Genomic DNA, 19,390 nt, shown 5'->3' with positions numbered 1-19,390 from the left:
TAGACACATAGAAAAAATGCAAAATTTATTAGGGAAAAGATAAAATCAAAAGAAATAATGGTAAGTCTATTTTATCTCAAATCTGCAGTAAAACTATGTGTCTATGTTGTTAAAACTAGATAGTAAAATTTAAATATTAATAATGAAAATGTCCTTCAAAAACATCTCAACAGCATTTTTTATCACGGCTTCTGTGATGGCATTTGCTCAGACAGAACAAGATAATCAAAAAGAGAGAATTGTAAAACCCGCAAAAGACAAGAATACGACCAATATTTTTCTAGCTGGCGATTCTACGTTGACAGATTATACTTTGGAAAGCAATTATCAGGAAAAACGTTATCCACAGCAAGGTTGGGGCGGTGTTTTTCAGGAGTTTTTTGTGGCTGACAGTCTCAAAACCTTCAAATCTCCATTAGCAAAAAACGTTTTGATTATTGATAAAGCCAAAGGCGGACGAAGCACGCGAACCTTTTTCCAGGAAGGCAGATGGCGTTATATTTTCGAGAATCTGAAACCGAAAGATTGGGTTTTGATTCAGTTTGGTCACAATGATGAATCGGAGAAAAAAGTCGACCGTTATGTGGATGTTCCGGGTTATAAGGAATATTTGAGATTGTACATTCATCAGGTTCGTGAGAAAGGAGCAACGCCGATTCTGGTAACGCCTGTTTCCAGAAATTATCCTTGGAAAGATGGTGTTTTGGGCGACAGTCACGTCGATTATGCAAAAGCAATGATAGAAGTCGGGCAGGAACAAAAAGTTGATGTTATCGATTTGAATAGGCTTTCCAGAGAGTTTTTCACACAAAAAGGAAAAGATTTCGTGACTACAACTTACTTTATGAACCTCCCCGAAGGCAAATTTCCGGCTTATCCGAATGGACAAAAAGATGATACGCATTTCCAGCCAGAAGGCGCAAAAGCAGTCGCTCAGTTGGTTTACAATGAATTCAAAAAAATAGTAAGCAAGAAATAATTTTTAAATACAAAAATTTATCTCGCAGATTTTGTCGATTTAGCAAATTTTAAAATCAGCCAAATCTGTTTAATCTGCGAGAATCAAAAAAGATTATAATGAAGAAAACGATTAAAATTTTAGCTTTAAGCTTAGCAACATTAGTTTCAGGAAACGCTTTTGGACAGAGTATTTCTGATATTTACAAAAATGTAGAATTCAAAATGCCTACAGTTGCAGAAACGTCTTTTCCTGCAACTTCTGTTAATATAAAAAATTACGGTTCTGTTTCCGGCGGAATTGTAAAAAATACCGAAGCTTTCAGAAAAGCTATTGACGAAACTTCTCAAAAAGGTGGCGGAACAGTTATCGTTCCAAGAGGAATCTGGTTAACGGGACCAATTGTTCTGAAAAGCAATATCAATCTGCATTTGGAAGACGGCGCTTTGGTAATGTTCAGCAGAGATTTTGTGGATTATCCCTTGGTTGATGTAAGTTTCGAAGGTTTGAACACAACTCGTTGTCAGTCTCCGATTTCTGCAAAAGGTGCAACCAACATTGCAATCACGGGAAAAGGTGTGATTGACGGAAACGGCGACGCTTGGAGATATGTGAAAAAAGGAAAAATGACCGATGGTCAATGGAAAGAATTATTGTCAAAAGGCGGAGTTTTGTCTGATGATAAAAAAACTTGGTTTCCAAGTGAAAGTTCTAAAAGAGGATTTACAAGCACTGGAAACTTCAATATTCCTGAAAAGTTGACCACTAGAGAGCAACTGGAAACTGTGAAAGATTTTCTTCGTCCGGTTATGGTAAGTTTGGTTGGTTGTGACAAAGTTCTTTTGGACGGTCCAACTTTCCAGAATTCACCAGCTTGGAATCTTCATCCATTGATGTCAAGCAATTTGATTTTGAGAAATCTAACCGTTAGAAATCCTTGGTATTCTCAGAATGGCGACGGTTTGGATTTGGAATCTTGTAAGAATGTTTTGATTTATAATAACACATTTGACGTTGGTGACGATGCAATCTGTATCAAATCCGGAAAAGATAAAGACGGCCGTGACAGAGGAATTCCAACTGAAAATGTAATCATCAAAAATAATACAGTTTATCACGCACACGGTGGAATTGTTATCGGAAGCGAAATGTCCGGTGGTGTGAAAAATCTTCACGCTTCAGATTGTACTTTTATCGGAACGGATATCGGACTTCGTTTCAAAACGACAAGAGGAAGAGGTGGAGTTGTTGAGAATATTTGGATTAGCAATGTGGATATGACGGGAATTCCGGCTCAGGTTATTGGCTTTAATATGTTCTATGAAGGCAATTCGCCAATCATCGAAGAAGACCAAAATGCTGATGACGAAAAAAGAGTGGTAAAGGATATTCCAGTGACGGATGAAACTCCGATTTTCAGAAATGTATTCTTCAAAAATATCACAGCTTCCAATTCTTACGAAGCTCTGTCTCTGAACGGTTTATCTGAAATGAATCTTAAAAATATTATTGTTGAAGATTCTAATTTCGATACCAAAAAAGCCTTGACAATCGTAGATGCAGACGGAATTACACTTAAAAATGTCAAAATAAAATATAACGACGGAACCGGTGCAACAATCTACAACAGTAAGAATGTTGACATCTCAGGTTTGACTTTGGAATCTTCTAAAACGCCTTTGATAAAGGTTATTGGGAGTAAAACCAAAGCTATCAAATTACCAAAAGGAATTACAGGCGATAAATTGTCTATTTCCAAAGATGTTCCGAAGAATGTTGTAAAATAATTTTTCTTATATTTTTTTCTTAAAACGGATGAAACCTACCAAAGTTAACTTGAATCACAATAGTCATCTGTGGAAGATTTTCATCCGTTTTTCTATTGTTTTGATTTCGATTTCTAAGATTTATTCTCAGGAAATCGAAAGACCAAAAGCACAACCTTACACCATTGAAGGAACCTATGAAAAACTGAAAAAGAAATATCCTTTCATTCAACCTTTAAATCTGGAATTTCCTAAAAACATCAAAGTCAAAAAAGACGTCGAATACAAAACAAGAAACGGAAAATCACTTTTAGCGGATATTTATTATCTTGAAAATTCGGTTAAGAAATATCCTGCGATTATTCTGGTTCACGGCGGTGGTTGGATTTCTGGAAGTAAAGAAAACGAAAGATTTCTCGCTCAGGAATTGGCTTCAAAAGGTTATGTAGCAATGGCAATTAATTATAGTTTGAGCGATGTTGCAAAATATCCTGCAGGAGTTGAAGATATCGAAGACGCTTTGAAATTCTTGAAGAAACATCACAAAGAATTTGCTGTTAATAAAAATAAAATTGCAATTGGTGGAAACTCTGCCGGAGCACAATTGGCAACTTTGGTTGGTGTGAAAAATAAAGTTCAGGCGATTGTGAATATTGATGGAATCGTGTCTTTCATTCATCCCGAATCCGAAGAAGGAAGTTACAGCGATTATTGGTTTGGCTTCACAAAAAAACAGAATTTCCAAATCTGGAAAGAAGCTTCTCCTTTGGAATATGTTGGAAAAAATACGCCTCCAACATTATTTATCAATAGCTCTCAACCGAGATTTCACGCAGGAAGAGATGATATGATGAAGTTATTAAAAAGTTATAATATCCCGACAGAATTTCACGAAATCAAAGATTCTCCGCATTCGTTTTGGTTGGTTCAGCCTTGGTTTGATGAGACTTTGAAATATACTGTTGATTTTTTGGATAAAGTTTTGAAAAATTAATCTAATGAAAAAGTTCTTTTCTTTTCTAAGTTTTTGGTTCGTGGTTTTGTCTTTTGCACAATCGCCTTATATCACGATTACAGTTGCTAAAGATGGTTACGGAGATTTCAAAACGATTCAGAATGCGATTAATTCGATTCGGGATTTGGGTCCGGGTGAGGCTTTGATTAAAATTAAATCAGGAATTTACAATGAAAAAGTAGTGATTCCTTCCTCCAAACATTGGATTACGATTGAAGGCGAAGACAAAGAAAATACAATCATTACCAATGATGATTTCTCAGGAAAACTGAACCCTTTGACCAATGAAAAACTCAATACATTCAATTCTTACACGTTTTTGGTTGCAGGAGATAACATTAAAATTTCGAATTTGACAATTAAGAATTCGTCATGCAATCAAGGACAAGCGGTTGCGCTTCACGTAGAAGGCGACCGATTTGTGATGAAGAATTCCAAAATTTTAGGTTGTCAGGATACGCTTTATGCAGCAACGGATCACAGTCGGCAATATTATGAAAATTGTTATATAGAAGGAACGACGGATTTTATTTTCGGTCAGGCGACTGCGGTTTTCAAGAATTGTGAAATCAAAAGTTTAGCGAATTCTTATATCACTGCTTCTGCAACAAGCAAAGACACTCCATTTGGTTTTGTTTTTATCGATTGTCATTTGACTGCAAAAGAAGATATTACCAAAGTTTATCTCGGGCGACCTTGGCGACCATTTGCAAAGACCGTTTTCATCAATACAACTATGGAAAGCCATATTTTGCCGGAAGGTTGGAATCCGTGGAAAGGAGACAAAATGTTTCCTAATAAAGAAAAAACAACTTTCTATGGAGAGTTTGGAAGTAAAGGAAACGGTTCAAATCCCGACAAAAGAGTAGAGTGGTCTCATCAGCTTTCCAAAAAAGAATTGAAGAATTATACGATTGAAAAGATTTTCAAAAAGTCTGATAATTGGATTCCGTAAAAGATTGTTGCACAAATTGTTTTTTTAGAAATTCCCAAAATTTGACTTTTCAGTATAAATTTTGGGAATTTTAATGCAATCGATTACTCAGTATTTTGATAAAAATTTAAGTTTTTGATGCTTTGTTTTTATCAGAATTGAAAATTTATTTAAACAAATATTTAACTGTTAATCCTTTTGGATAATGGTTTTTTTTCATTTAATATTAATTAAAATTAACATTTTGTAAGAAAATTTATTGCCCATTAATTGTGAGAATTAGAAATAATTTTATATTAGAACCATGGAATTATTACAAATAATCGTGTAATCGATTGCATACACTCTAAACAAATAATTAATAAATTACTTTATCATGAAAAAATCATTACTTCTTTTAGCATTTGCAGTTGTTGCTACTGTAGGAAACGTTAAGGCTCAAACAACTTGGGACTTTGGAACTTGGACTACTAATACCGGAGAACCTACTAGTATCATCAGAAACAATCTTGCTCTTGTTCCAGGACCTGAAACTGTTGTTAACTTTGGAGCAGTAGAAGCTAACACGGCTACATTCTCAGATGGCTATGCTGCAACAAAACGTTTTAAATTGAATGGAGGAGGATTCACTTCAACAGGAGTTAATACTACACCAACACAGCGTTATATATACTTCAAAGTGAATGGTAACTCAGAGATTACTGTTTGGTATAAGAACGGTGGATCAGGAGATAGAACTCTTTACATTGGAACTGGTTCTGCAATTCTTACCTCTAAAGTTTATTCTAATTCTACTGATGGTATTATTTATACATATCAATATACAGGTCCTGCTGCAGATTTGCACATATATGGAGATACGTCTCTTAACATCTATAAGATTAGAGCTACCAATGTTGGAACAACTCAATTATTGGCTGTAAACGATGTTAAAAAAGAATTGAAAGCTAATATCTTCTCTAGCGGAAACAAAGTGTATGTTTCTAACTTAGAAGCAAAAAATACTCAAATCAGTATTTTCAATGCTAACGGATCTTTGGTTAAGTCTGCAAGCTCTTCTGTAGATACAAACTTCGAAATCAACAATAAAGGTATTTATTTCGTAAACCTAAAATCTGATGCAGGTGTAAAATCTACCAAGGTTTTAATAAAATAATCTGAGAATCGAGAGAGGAATTTAAGATCAATAAAATTTATAGGGAATTAAATTTTTCATTAATTAAGGTTTGATGAAACGTGCTTTCATTAAACCTTTTTTTTACCCAATTTTAAATTTAACATAATTCATTTGACTGTTTGTCAGTGCTTTTATGTTTTATTAAGATTTCTTTAAACTAAATTTTTTCAACACATTTTAATGATTACGACATAATGAAAAAGATACTTTTATTAGCTTTCTTTGCTGTTGTTACGGGTTTCCAAACCAAGGCACAATGTCTTGTTTCCGGATGGGCTTCAACCAATGGAGTGACTGGAGGCGGAAATGCAACGCCTACGATTGTTACGACTTACGCTGAATTGAGAACAGCGGTCAATAGTACATCGGTAAAAGTGATTCACGTTTCCGGACAAATTACTTTCCCAAGTGCAGGAAGATTGACGCTTAATAATCAAACTAATAAATCAATTCTGGGATTAGCAGGAGCACGTCTAATCTCAACAGATCTCACGGCTGGAGGTTCCGGAATTTTAACTCTGAAAAGTAGTTCTAATATTCTGATCAAAAATATCACATTCGAAGGTCCAGGAGCTTACGATGTTGATGGTAATGATAATATGACGATTGATAATTGTACCAATGTTTGGGTTGACCATTGTACATTTCAGGATGCATTGGACGGTAACCTTGATATCAAAAATGCTTCGGATTTAATCTCAGTTACCTGGACAAAATTCGAATATCTGAAAGCTCCAATTCCTGGAGGTTCTGGTGGGAGCAACGACCATAGATTTTCGAATCTTTTTGGTTCTGGCGATGATGCGACTCAAGATGATGGTAAACTTAGAATCACAATGCAGTATTGCTGGTGGGCAGAAGGTGTAAAGGATAGAATGCCAAGAGTGAGATATGGAAAAGTACATCTGGTAAATAACTATTTCAGTAGCTCTGTTGGAAATATGTGTATCAATGCGGCATATAAAGCGGATGTATTAATAGAGCGTAATTATTTTGACGGAGTCAAAAATCCTATAAGATATGATGCTGTAAACGCTACAGCTGCGCAATCTGTAGATAATGTATTTGAAAATGTGACAGGATCCACATCAGGATATAAAACAGCATTCACTCCACCTTATAACTTGAACAAGATACCAGCTCAAGATGTAAAACAAACGGTGATGGCAGGAGCGGGAGCTGTTCTTTTACAACCAACAGACTGTCTTTTATTAGGAACTAATGAAGCGATTTCTAAAAGTATTTCTAATGCTTCTTTTTTTCCCAATCCTGCTTCGGAAAATATTTCTTTAAAGGTTTTTTCTGATTTTAATAACAAGCCTGTCACTATTAATGTTACAGATTTTTCTGGAAAATCAGAAGGTGTGATTTACAAAGGAACTTTAACTAAAGGAAATAACACCATTAATTCTATTCCATTAAAAAAACTGGGCAAAGGTGTAAAACTTTTCGAGGTTAAAACTGATGATGACTCTTATGTTCAAAAAGTCATTATCAAATAAAACTACTAAACTAACTACTAATTAATAACTTACCAATGAGAAAAAACTTAATTCTACCAGTTGCGCTTTGCAGTGTAGTGATGATTTTCGGGATCGGAAAAAGTATTTCTTTTTTTTCAGATTCATCTAATGGGAATTCAAAACAGTCTTTTTCAAATATTAATGAATTTAAAAAGACAAAAGATTCCTCGAAAAAATATTCAAAACCGTTTGAAGCAACGCCTGCTTCTGTCAATTGGCCTTTGATTGCTGATGTTACGACCAAATCTTTGGAAGGAAACTTGGAATCTGTATTGAGTTTTCCAACTGCAACTTTTAAATCAGAAATCGCTACAAAAATCGATTTTACAGAACCATTTAATTCAACATTTGATTCTAATATTGATTTTTTTGAATATACAGGAACTAATACAAATAGTTGGTCAGCAACATCTACAATAGATGAGAAAAAATATGTTCAAGTAGCTGTGAATGCTACTAATAATGGAACATTTACAATTAATAATGTTTCCGCTTTGGTAGGTTCAGCCGGAACCAGCTCTATGTATTATCAGGTTTTGTACAGTCTTAATTCGGATTTTTCTTCACCAAGTGTTCTTCAAGGAGAAAAGCTTGTAGCACGATATAATGCTGAAGTTTTAAGCCTAACATTTTCTACACCGGTTATAATTACTGGAAGTCAAACTTTTTATCTGAGATTTTATCCATATATAAAAGCAGCTACTACCGGAAAACAGTTTGGTCTTAGAAATGTGAAAATCTCCGGAACTATGGAAGGCGCGGTTGCTAATCCGGCAACTGTTTCTACAACTGCGATGTCATCAATTTCAACTACAACTGCAAAAACAGGAGGAACTATTTCCAGCAACGGAGGTGGAGCAATTTCGGAAAGCGGGGTTGTTTGGAGTACGAATCAAGAACCTACAATTGCAGATTCTAAAACTACTGAGAATGCAACATCAGGTTCTTATGTAAGTTCTTTGGCGGGATTATTACCAAACACAACTTATTACGTTCGTGCTTATGCTACCAATTCTGCAGGAACTTCTTATGGAGATCAAGTGAGTTTTACTACTTTGGCAAATATTGTTGCACCAACTGTTGCTACAACATCGCAATCTCAAGTTACGAATAAATCTTTCGTAGTTTCCGGAAATGTTACTGATTGGGGAGGAGCTGATATTACGGACAGGGGAATTGTCTGGTCTAAAACAGAAACTATACCAAGTCTAGAAAATGCAACCAAAGTTTCAACAGGTTCTGGTCTAGGCACTTTTTCATCTTATGTTCACGGTGTAGAAGCTTCGACTAATTATTATGTCAGAACATTTGCAACCAATTCTGCAGGGACATCTTATGGGAGTGTGGCAACTGTCTCAACCAAAGCAACAGACCCGGATGTCATTAGAACAATCGCTAAAGATGGGTCAGGAAATTATACGACTGTTCAGGCAGCCTTCAATGATGTTCCCGATAATTATACAGGAAGATGGATTATCCATATTAAGCCGGGAACTTATACAGAAAGACCAACACTTTTAGCGGCAAAATCAAATGTATTCTTAATAGGAGATGACGCTGCTACAACGATTATTACTAATAATATTTCTGCAGGAGACATCAATCCTGACACAGGTTTGGCTTATGGAACATCTTTGTCTCAGACAATGGCGATTTTCGGAAGTGATTTTACAGCTTCCAAAATTACGATTGCCAACACTTTTGTCAATTCTACAGCTAATACACAGATTAATTCTCAGACACAAGCTGTTGCGCTTAAAACTCAAGGTGATCGTCAGGCTTTTTATGATTGCAGAATTCTAGGTTATCAGGATACTTATTTAGGAAACAGCATTGGTAGAGCTTATTTTAAGAATTCTTATATCGAAGGTAATGTTGATTTCATTTTCGGAAGACAGACTGTCGTTTTTGACCATTGTACAACTTATATCAATCGTAATAATAGTGTTGTTACAGCACCTTCAACAGAATCAAGTACCAAGTTTGGATTTGTTTTCTTGGATTGTAATTTGACAGTTCCTACTGCTGGAACAACCGATTTTAATGGAACTACAATCAGTAATTTCCACTTCGGAAGAGCGTGGCAGAATACACCGAAATCTGCATTTATAAGATGTGAAACGCCTTCTATGCTGAATGCAACTGGTTGGACAACACCAATCAATGGAGCACTTCCTGTGACTTTTGTAGAATATGGAAATACAGGAGACGGAGCAACACCAGAAAGGCTGGCTCAAAGATCAAACGGTGGAGTAGTTCTTACGCAGGCTGAATCTTTGGTTTACACGATTTCTAATGTTTTCAAAAAAGATACTGATGCTTCATTTTTATTCGATTGGATGCCTGAGTCTTCTGTTAATATTGATTTTGGAACTTTAGCTGTGAATGATATCAAAGGAAATAAAACTTTAGTTTATCCAAATCCTTTTTCAGACCAAGTAACGATTGCTTATGATTTGAAATCTAATTCTGATGTTGTATTTATAATATATGATGTCAATGGAAGAATCATAAAGAATATCAAAAAATCTAATGAAAAATCTGGACAGAAAGAATTTGTGATTTCTACAACAGATTTGAAATCAGGTGTCTATTTCTACACTTTGAAAAATAATTCTGAGCAGATAAACGGAAAATTAATTAAAAACTAAACTATTCATTTTTCATAATAAGAGAGCCGTTTTCATTTCGGTGAAGCGGCTTTTTTTATAATAGAAATTGTAGAATTGAGGAACTGAAAAAAGAAATCAAAGATTTTGATTTCAAAAATAGTTGTGACAGGTATTATTTATATATTTACAACCACCAAATATTCATTAAGAAGAATATATGACGAAAAAAAATACGACGATATATGACATTTCCAAAAAACTGAATGTGAGCGTAGCAACCGTTTCTAGGGCGCTAAACAATCATCCAAGAATCAGCCAGGAAACCAAAGAATTGGTAATGGCTGCTGCAAAGGAAATGAATTATAAGCAGAATAATCTCGCAAAAGCACTCAAGAGCGGTGAAACGAAAACCGTAGGTGTCATAGTTCCTTACATTAATACCAACTTCTTCTCATCTGTCATCAGAGGTTTAGAAGAAGAATTGTCTCCGCACGGCTATCACGTGATTATCTGCCAAAGTCACGAAGATGCTGCTATAGAAAAGAAACAACTCAACACGTTGCTGAATACGCAGGTTGACGGAATTTTTATTTCAATTGCTAGAAATACTTCGGATATGGAGTACATCAAGGAAATCCTAGCAACGACTAATACACCCATTATATTCTTCGATAGAAAGAAGGATATTCCGGGAATCAGTACGATTACGATTGATGACCACAAAGGTGCTTTTATGGCGACAGAACATTTGATTAATCAAGGATATAAGAATATCTGTCATTTTTCGGGAGATCAGAATCTTGAGATTTATCAGAATCGTCTTAATGGTTATATTGATGCTTTAAAAGCGAATAATCTACCTGTTATTAAAGAAAATATCATCAATACAGGAAGTTCTATAGAAGAAGGGATCAATGCTGTGAAAAGCCTTTGGAAACGTAAGATAAAACCAGATGCAATTTTCTCTGCTTCAGATTTTACAGCACTTGGAGCGTGTAAAGAAATCAAGAATCTTAAGATTAAAATTCCGGAAGATATTGGTGTGATAGGTTTTAGTAATGAGCCTTTTACTCAGTTTATGGAACTGTCAATCAGTTCTGTGGACCAGACGCCTGTTGTGATGGGGAAAATATCTGGAAATGTATTTTTAGAAAGAATTAAAGACAACTCATCGGGGATTAGTATAGAGAAAAAACTAGTTCTTGCTCCTACTCTCTACATAAGACAATCATCTGACAGAAAATAAAATAACTCCCAAATTTTTGGGAGCTTTTTCTTAAACTAAATCTATTACTTATAATTGATTTTTCCGCCAGCAATTTTCTTTTCTTTTTTGGATTTAGGAGATCCATAGATATCAATTACGCCTCCGGCTCTTGTTGTGGCATCTACAGATTCTGTTGCATAGACTAGCGCTTTACCACCAGCATTTGTTGTAATGCTTGTGATTTGCGTTTTCAGATTTTGCCCGTCATATTTTCCACCTGTTGTGATAATAATAGATTGGGATTCTGCCGTACCAGACGTTTTTAACAAACCTCCCGTATTTACTTTTCCTTCGATGACATTGGCGTCAACATTCAAATCGATTTGAGAACCTTCGTTGGAAGTTAATCCTAATTTTGTGGATTTTACAACGTCGGTAGAAGTAATCTTTGCTCCTTGGCTAGCTTGGATATCATTGATATCTTTATAATAGAGTAAAATATTGACATCATCGCCTTGGAGTAACTTAGTTGTTTTCATTCGGATTTTCAGCTCATTTCCAGAGTTTACAAACTCAATGTCATCGGCCATTTTTCCACTAACTTCAGCCTTATAAGAATCTGATGGAATTAGCTGTACAGGGATTTTATCAAAGACTTTCAAACTAGTAAAAGCAGTTACATCTTTGCTCTGTCCGAAAGAAAACTGTGATATCAGAAAAGTTGTAGTTGCAAGAATTATATTTTTCATAGTATTTTAAATTTATAATAACACTGCATTACAAATCTAAAACCACTTTTTGTTATGAAATGTTAAAATTGTTATTGATAAAGAATTTTTTGATTTAAATGTCTTATTTTTAATTCATTATTTATGAGAAAATTAGTTTCTTTTTTTATGATAATATTTCTTTTTTCTTGTCAGTCTGTCAAGAAAAATAATTTATTTCTGGAAAAGAAGATTTCGGTAGAAGATCTTAAAAAAGATGTTGACTTTACGTATCAAAAACTGAAGAGATTTCATCCTAATCTCTATTGGTATATTACTAAGGAACAATTAGATCATAAATTTGATAGTCTAAAAACCAATATCATTCAGCCTTTGACGCCTAATGAGTTTTTCTTCAAATTAGCACCAGTTGTTGCGAGTGTGAACGAAGGGCATCTTAGATTGCGATCCTTGCCCAAAAGATATTCCAAAGCAGAACAGAAAGTCCTTAAAACCAAAAAACCTCTTTTTGCAATGATGGAATACAAGGTTTTGGGTAATCAATTATTTGTAATAGAAAACAAACAAAATATAGGAAGAATAAAAGTAGGTACAGAAATCATTAAAATCAATGATGAGAATGTATCCGACTTAATCAAAAAATATAATCAACTCTATAGTTCTGATGGTGAGAATAAAACTTTTCAGAAATACTTTATCAATCTCGCGTTTTTCAATTTTTATACTTTGGAAAAAGGTTATCTCGACAGTGCAAAACTACAAACCAAATTTGAAAACCAAATCACCGATGTTTCTATCATAAGAAAAAAGAAAACAGACAAAGAACTAGATTTGGATAATAATCCTCAACAAATTACGCTAGAGCAAAAAGTCCAAGACTATGATTCTGAATCTAAATCGTATAACAGAAGCTTCAAATTTCTAAAAAATGATAGTGCAATTGCATACATCAAGGTAAAATCGTTTTCTTCTGTCTATGCCAAAAAGTTTTACAGAGAAACCTTTGAGAAGATAAAAAAAGCCAAATCAAATTATTTGATTCTGGACATTCGAGACAATCTTGGAGGCTCGCTTTCTGAGATTAATACACTGTATTCTTATCTTACGGATAAAGATTTTACATTGATAAAGTCGCCGGAGATGACTTCTAAAACATCAGGAATGCATCAGAATTATTTCCGTGGGCAGACCTTTTTTTCGTCGGTATTGAGAGCTGCTGGTTATCCATTCTTTTTGGCAGGAAACTATCTTTTTGCATCCAAAAAGGATAACAAATATTATTTTCGTGAGTTTGCATCCAAACCTACAAAACCAAAAAACGATGCTTTTAAAGGTAAGATTTATGTATTGATTAATGGAGGTAGCTTTTCCGCTTCATCTATTATTTCAGCAAAATTGAAGTATGAGAAAAGAGCTGTAATTGTGGGCGAGGAAACCGGCGGAGCTAATGATGGAACTGTTGCGGGTGTTAACAATACTGTGAAACTTCCCAATTCCAGATTGGCTTTGCCAATTGGACTTTTGCTTATCCGTCCAAATATAGAATTTGAGAACAAGAGCAGAGGCGTATTTCCTAATTATGAAGTTGAATCTGGCTATGCTAATATTCTTAATTCGGAAGAAGATAAAATGCTGAATTGGATTCTAGATGATATTACTTTTAGAAATGCTATTACTGGAAAAAATAACTTTTAATTTCTCAGTTTTTTATCTAACTTGAGATACACCAACAAGTCTAATAAAACCTGAGAGCTTCTCCAACTCTCATACGCTCCAAGCCTAAAACTCTCAAACCCTCCAACCCAAATTCTGCCTAATTGGCAAAAAATCAGAATTGGCAAAAGAATTGAAAAAGCTATCCTGTAAAATATTAGATAATGAGCGAAAACAAAGATATACACGAAGAAAACCTAAGTGCAGAGACTGCAAACACTGAAACTACTGAGGGAACAAATCAGGAAAATGTGTCACAACAGCCGACTCTAGAAGAACTTTTGGCAGAAGAAAAAGACAGATACATCCGTCTTTATGCAGAATTCGAAAACTACAAGAAAAGAACTTTGAAGGAAAAAAACGAGTTCTATCTTTACGCATCAAAAGATCTTATGACATCTATGTTGGGCGTTTTGGACGACTTCGAAAGAGCGTTGAAAGAAATTGCTAAAAATGGGAACGAGGCAGACTTGAAAGGTGTTGAATTGATTTATCAAAAATTTAGAAACAAATTGGTTGAGAAAGGTCTAAAGCCTATTGAAGTGAATGCTGGAGATGTTTTCAACGTAGATTTTCACGAGGCTATTACACAAATCCCGTCACCTACACCAGAGTTGAAAGGCAAAATAGTAGATGTGATAGAAACGGGTTACCAACTTCACGACAAGGTAATTAGATTTGCTAAAGTTGTAACCGGAAACTAATTTAAGAATTTAGAAAAAGATATTAGATAATCGATTGCGGGTCAATCAGAATATATCAATCATCAATTATGAGTAAGCGAGATTATTACGAAGTTTTAGAAATATCCAAGTCGGCAAGTGCTGACGAAATCAAAAAAGCCTACCGAAAAATGGCTATCAAATATCACCCAGACAAAAACCCGGGTGATAATGCTGCTGAGGAAAAATTCAAAGAAGCAGCAGAAGCTTATGAAGTTTTGAGCGACGACAACAAGAAAGCGAGATACGACCAATACGGTCACGCTGGAATGGGCGGAGCAGCTGGCGGAGGTTTCGGTGGATTTGGTGGCGGAATGAATATGGAGGATATCTTCAGTCAGTTCGGCGATATCTTCGGAGGAGGATTTGGCGGTGGACAACAGAGACAACAGCAATCTCGTGGTTCTAACCTACGTGTTCGTATCAAGCTGAATCTTGAAGAGATGATTGCCGGAACTCAGAAAACCATCAAAGTCAAAAAGATGAAGTTGGCTCCGGGTGTTACTGCTAAGACTTGTCCAACTTGTCACGGTAGTGGTGCACAAATCAAAGTGATGAACACTATGTTCGGGCAGATGCAGACACAAACGACTTGCGGAACATGTCAAGGTGTTGGAAAAGTAGCGGATAAAATTCCTGCTGGAGCTAATGCACAAGGTCTTATCAAAGAAGATGAGGAAATCACAATCAACATTCCTGCTGGTGCAAGAGACGGTATCCAACTGAATGTAAGAGGAAAAGGAAATGATGCTCCACTTGGCGGAACTCCGGGTGACTTGCTTGTGGTTGTAGAAGAAGAAGTCGATAAGGTAATCAAGCGTGAAGGTGATAATCTTCATCAGGAATTATATATTTCGTTTGCAGAAGCTGCTTTGGGAACAACTAAAGAAATCAACGTGGTTGGTGGAAAAGTGAAAATCAAAGTGGACGAAGGAACACAATCTGGCAAAATTCTAAGATTAGCAGGAAAAGGTCTCCCAAATATCGAGGGTTATGGTGGAAAAGGAGATATGTTTGTTCATATCAACGTATGGACGCCACAAAAACTAACGAAAGAACAAAAAGAATTTTTCAAAAACCAAATGGAAAACGGCGATATGAACGCTGAACCAACTGGAAAAGAAAAAACATTCTTTGAGAAAGTAAAAGATATGTTCAATTAATTGATAATTATTTAAAAATATTAATCCGAAAGATGTAAGTTTTTCGGATTTTTTTATGGAATAAGGATGTTTCTAATGTAGTAATTTGAAGTTGATGTATTTTTACAAAGATTATATCCGTTTGCATTTGTGAAAATTTTTAATGATGAAAATTCCGATAAATCAATTGCTTAACGAACTTAAAATAATATTGATTTTGCTAAATCATTACAGAATCAAAGTAATGAAACCTTGAATTTCCGAACATCAGAAAATAGCTGGAGCATTTTGGAATGTCTGGAACATCTCAATTTTTATGGAAATTTCTATCTTCCTGAAATCGAAAACCGAATTAATGAAAACCAATTTATTGCAACTCGATTTCAAAACTGGATTTTTAGGAAATTATTCGCCAGTATGATGCTTCCAAAAGAGAAGCTTAATAAAATGAAAACGCTTAAGATTTCTAATCCGATTCACAATCTTTTGGATAAATCTGTTATTGATGAATTCATCAAACAACAGAACAAAATGCTTGAACTTTTGGAAAAAGCAAAACGGTTGATTGGGAGAAAACTAAAACATCAATTAGTATTTCAAAATTCATTAAACTAAAGTTAGACGATACTTTCCGATTTGTGATTTACGATAATTTGAGACATATTAATCAGGCCGAGAATACTTTGCTGAGATACAATAACCCATAAAATACAATATTTTATTTTTTGAATTTTAATAATAAATTCAGTTGCAAATTAGTTATCTTTAAAACGTTCAAAACAAAATAACTATGACGAAACATCAACAGAGAGTGAGAGCCGTTTTTCACTTTTTTGATAATAAAGATACAGTTTTAGGTTTTCGGAAATTACTAGATTGTGCGATGGATACTCAGGATATGACTATCTATAAAACAGCCATCGAGTTGACGGATTGGAAAGAGGAAAATCCTGAAAAGTCTGACGAACTAATAGAAAAATGCAAAAGTTTTCTTTCAGAAATCGAGAAAATATCTGTCAAAGAATATCCTACAGAATCTCCGGTTTTACAATCGAGTCAAATTCAAAAATCTTACGGAAGCAATCGTTTTTCGCTCGGTCCTGTTTCTTTGGAAATCAAAAAAGGTCAGGTTTACGGTTTGGTTGGTGAAAATGGAAATGGTAAAACAACCTTGCTTAGAATCTTAGCTAAAGAACTTTCTCATACTAAAGGCGAACTGAAATATCAATTCGATTCTGTCCCAAAGGATGAATTTGATTTAAGAACAAAACTCGTTTACATCCCACAAAGAACCGAAAAATGGTACGGAAGTCTGAAGGATAATTTGAAATTCGTTCTGTCAAATTATGGCGTTAATCCAGAGGAAAATGAAACAAGAACGCTGATGATGATTGCGCGTCTCGGACTTTGGAATTACAAACACTTGAAATGGAGTGAGTTGTCTTCCGGTTACAAAATGCGTTTTGAATTGGCGAGAACACTTCTTAGAAAACCTGAAATTCTTTTGTTAGATGAACCTTTGGCAAACCTTGATGTTCTAGCACAACAAGTGATTTTGGAAGATTTGAAAGCGATTTCCAATTCAGTGAATAATCCTATTGCATTGATTTTAAGTTCTCAGCAATTGTATGAAGTAGAGAAAATTTCGGACAAAGTGATTTTTCTGAAAAACGGAAAATATCAAGACAACGAAATCAAACCTGAAACCGAAAATCAAAATCTGATTGTAGAAATTGATACAGATAATTCCAGAGAAGAATTGTTGCAAATCTTCCAGCAATTCAATCTCGAAAAGTTGAATTTCAATGGTGGGATTTTCGTAGCTTATTTCAGTCCTGAAACAGAATTTTCCAATGTCTTATCTGCGCTTGGGAATTCGAAAATTCAAGTGACTTACATCCGTGATATTTCAACTTCTACGCGCCGTTTCTTTATGGAATAAAAACTCTTGACCAATGCAAAAAATCAATAAAATCAATCAATATTTATTGGAAAGATATCCTAATATCTGGAACACGAGAATCGTTTGGATGTTGCTTTTAGGAATCGCCGTTCATTTCATTTTCTTTTTCATCGGCTTTGTTTCACACGCGAGTCCTGTGACTTTGCAACATACGCGGGCAATAGACGATTATTTCTCAACAGGCCTTGTTTTTGTCCACGTCATTATTTCTGTTTTGATGATTGTCGGCTGGCTGATATTTATGTTAAAGAATAATGCTTTCAAGAATTTTTATCCGAGTTCTGGCAAGAAATTGTTCTTGGAATATTTGCAATATTTCGTCATTATTTTTGTTTCTACGACATTTTATTTCTCTTATATGACGGGTTTTCGTCTTTTCATCAATTATAAATATGATGATGAGAAAATGGCGAAAAACATTGATGTAATCAATCGTTCCGTTCCTTTTCTTTCTCAGGATTTGGAATCTTATACCTTAGAAAATCGGTTGTCTCCACAAGAATTTTCAGACTATTATTGCGAAACTGATATTAATAAAATTGAAAAAGATAAAAAGTATTTTGTCTATCACAATCGTGTTTATCAGTTCTTTAGTCTGTATAAAAAAACGGTAAAAGATAAAGATGAAAAAGGTCAGTTCTTGTATCCAGAAGAGGAAAAGAAAAGTAAAACTGCTTTGGCTTATTATGATGATAGTGGAGATAGGAAATCCAGAACCTACTTTTTCAAAAAACAAGTTGAGGATTTGTCGCCTTACATCAAAACTTCAATGCCGAGTTATGTTAATTTTTCATCAGTTTTTTATGACATTAAAAATAATCCTTCAGCTCATATTAGAAAATATAGATTTGAGAATAACATCAGTAATCTTGAGGATGAAGATTTATTAAAACAACAACAAGCTTTAATCAATGAAAAAACCATCAAGATTCTTGATAATAAAAATTCTCAAGAATTGCAAAACTTGATGAGGGATTTTCTTGCTATTTCTAATGAATTTGGGATTGTTAATAACCTTAATCCTAACGATTGGTCAAAGATGGTTTACAATCCGGATAAATTTGAAGTCAGACAATTCATTAAAAAATATAAACCTGAGCTAGGAGAAGAATACGACCCAAACAAATCACCTGATAATTATTACGATCGAGTTGAAACTGTTATTACTGATGCCGCTGCAGATAATTATCTGGATGAAAATGGCGAAGTGAAACAAGATACAATCAGTGTCAAAGATTTCAACCCGAACTGGGATAAAGAAGTGTCTCCTGATGAATTTTTAAAGAAGTATATTTCCGATTATTATTACTATACATCGGACTTGCAAACACTTTTGGAGAATGTTGATACGATTAAAAATGATGATTTTTTTACAGATGCCATTCATCTTTATATTTGGATTGCTTTTGCTTTGGCAATGTTTATTTTCAGTTTCCGAGTAACGGATTTACGTTCGCTATTGTGTAGTATTATTTCTGCTGGTGTTATTATTTTGGTGGTGACGCTGTTTTGTGTGGCGTCGTTTTTTATCTTTAAGTTTAATAGTATATTCTTTGTTTTTTATACCATTTTAGTAACAGGAGTTATTATTTTATTGCTTCCTTTTATATCGATGGGAAGATTTCCTAAAATCATCTCGGCGATTTTTATGATTATATCAATGATTGGTTTTCCACTTCTTATTTGGTTGATTTTTGGAATTATTAATGAACATCAAACTGTTGATTGCCGAGCCGAAATGTATTCGACAGACAATTATAATTATACAAGTTGCAAAGGCGTTCTTGATGATTTGGGATTAACAACAAGTTATATAATGTTGATTTTGTCTTTTATATTTTTATATTTCTACACAGGATTTATCAAAAAATGGAAAGCTCTTCCGGAGTAAAAAAATACTTGTTCAGTTTTCGGTTGTTTGTAAATTACC

General features: G+C 34.5%; 15 protein-coding genes. 14 read left to right on the top strand and 1 reads right to left on the bottom strand.

Features of this window, described 5'->3' with window-relative positions; translation table 11 throughout:
* Positions 1-148 precede the first annotated feature (148 nt).
* From RTY06_RS00250 to RTY06_RS00215, 8 genes are all read left to right on the top strand, one after another.
* Positions 149-979: a rhamnogalacturonan acetylesterase gene (locus tag RTY06_RS00250; RefSeq protein ID WP_312821920.1), complete on the top strand. Its 831-nt coding sequence runs from the start codon at positions 149-151 to the stop codon at positions 977-979.
* A gap of 98 nt (positions 980-1,077) precedes the next feature.
* Complete coding sequence (locus RTY06_RS00245; RefSeq protein ID WP_312821919.1) at positions 1,078-2,745, top strand: glycoside hydrolase family 28 protein; 1,668 nt, start codon at positions 1,078-1,080, stop codon at positions 2,743-2,745.
* Positions 2,746-2,773: 28 nt separating this feature from the next.
* Positions 2,774-3,718: an alpha/beta hydrolase gene (locus RTY06_RS00240; protein WP_312821917.1), complete on the top strand. Its 945-nt coding sequence runs from the start codon at positions 2,774-2,776 to the stop codon at positions 3,716-3,718.
* 4 nt (positions 3,719-3,722) lie between these two features.
* Positions 3,723-4,694, top strand: coding sequence for a pectinesterase family protein (locus RTY06_RS00235; protein WP_312821916.1), 972 nt, complete (start codon positions 3,723-3,725; stop codon positions 4,692-4,694).
* A gap of 355 nt (positions 4,695-5,049) precedes the next feature.
* The gene (locus RTY06_RS00230) at positions 5,050-5,829 is read left to right on the top strand and encodes a T9SS type A sorting domain-containing protein (protein ID WP_312821915.1); all 780 of its coding nucleotides are present in this window, start codon (positions 5,050-5,052) and stop codon (positions 5,827-5,829) included.
* Positions 5,830-6,044: 215 nt separating this feature from the next.
* On the top strand, positions 6,045-7,352 hold the full coding sequence (locus RTY06_RS00225; protein WP_312821913.1) for a T9SS type A sorting domain-containing protein: 1,308 nt from the start codon (positions 6,045-6,047) through the stop codon (positions 7,350-7,352).
* A 35-nt stretch (positions 7,353-7,387) separates the two neighbouring features.
* Entirely contained in the window at positions 7,388-10,024 is a 2,637-nt protein-coding gene (locus tag RTY06_RS00220) for a pectinesterase family protein (protein ID WP_312821912.1), read from the top strand.
* A gap of 178 nt (positions 10,025-10,202) precedes the next feature.
* Entirely contained in the window at positions 10,203-11,231 is a 1,029-nt protein-coding gene (locus RTY06_RS00215; RefSeq protein ID WP_312821911.1) for a LacI family DNA-binding transcriptional regulator, read from the top strand.
* A gap of 44 nt (positions 11,232-11,275) precedes the next feature.
* Here the strand turns inward: RTY06_RS00215 and RTY06_RS00210 are convergent, their stop codons facing one another.
* Positions 11,276-11,941: a head GIN domain-containing protein gene (locus tag RTY06_RS00210; protein WP_312821910.1), complete on the bottom strand. Its 666-nt coding sequence runs from the start codon at positions 11,939-11,941 to the stop codon at positions 11,276-11,278.
* 147 nt (positions 11,942-12,088) lie between these two features.
* On the opposite strand from RTY06_RS00210, the gene RTY06_RS00205 reads away from it, so the two are divergent.
* From RTY06_RS00205 to RTY06_RS00180, 6 genes are all read left to right on the top strand, one after another.
* Positions 12,089-13,615, top strand: a complete 1,527-nt coding sequence (locus tag RTY06_RS00205) for a S41 family peptidase (protein ID WP_312821907.1) — start codon at positions 12,089-12,091, stop codon at positions 13,613-13,615.
* Positions 13,616-13,797: 182 nt separating this feature from the next.
* A complete protein-coding gene (locus tag RTY06_RS00200) occupies positions 13,798-14,337 on the top strand; it encodes a nucleotide exchange factor GrpE (protein WP_312821905.1) in 540 nt (179 codons plus the stop codon).
* 68 nt (positions 14,338-14,405) lie between these two features.
* Positions 14,406-15,518, top strand: a complete 1,113-nt coding sequence (dnaJ, locus tag RTY06_RS00195; protein ID WP_312821903.1) for a molecular chaperone DnaJ — start codon at positions 14,406-14,408, stop codon at positions 15,516-15,518.
* A gap of 231 nt (positions 15,519-15,749) precedes the next feature.
* Positions 15,750-16,112 carry a hypothetical protein gene (locus RTY06_RS00190; protein WP_312821901.1) on the top strand — a complete coding sequence of 121 codons (363 nt, stop codon included), beginning with the start codon at positions 15,750-15,752 and terminating at the stop codon, positions 16,110-16,112.
* A gap of 175 nt (positions 16,113-16,287) precedes the next feature.
* Entirely contained in the window at positions 16,288-17,439 is a 1,152-nt protein-coding gene (locus RTY06_RS00185; protein ID WP_312821899.1) for an ABC transporter ATP-binding protein, read from the top strand.
* 13 nt (positions 17,440-17,452) lie between these two features.
* On the top strand, positions 17,453-19,351 hold the full coding sequence (locus RTY06_RS00180) for a hypothetical protein (protein ID WP_312821898.1): 1,899 nt from the start codon (positions 17,453-17,455) through the stop codon (positions 19,349-19,351).
* The last annotated feature ends 39 nt before the right edge of the window (positions 19,352-19,390 follow it).

This window comes from Epilithonimonas sp. (assembly GCF_032055105.1).
Taxonomy (GTDB): domain Bacteria; phylum Bacteroidota; class Bacteroidia; order Flavobacteriales; family Weeksellaceae; genus Epilithonimonas.
The sequence above is the reverse complement of the archived record's forward strand: the minus strand, read 5'-3'. Positions and strand labels throughout refer to the sequence as shown.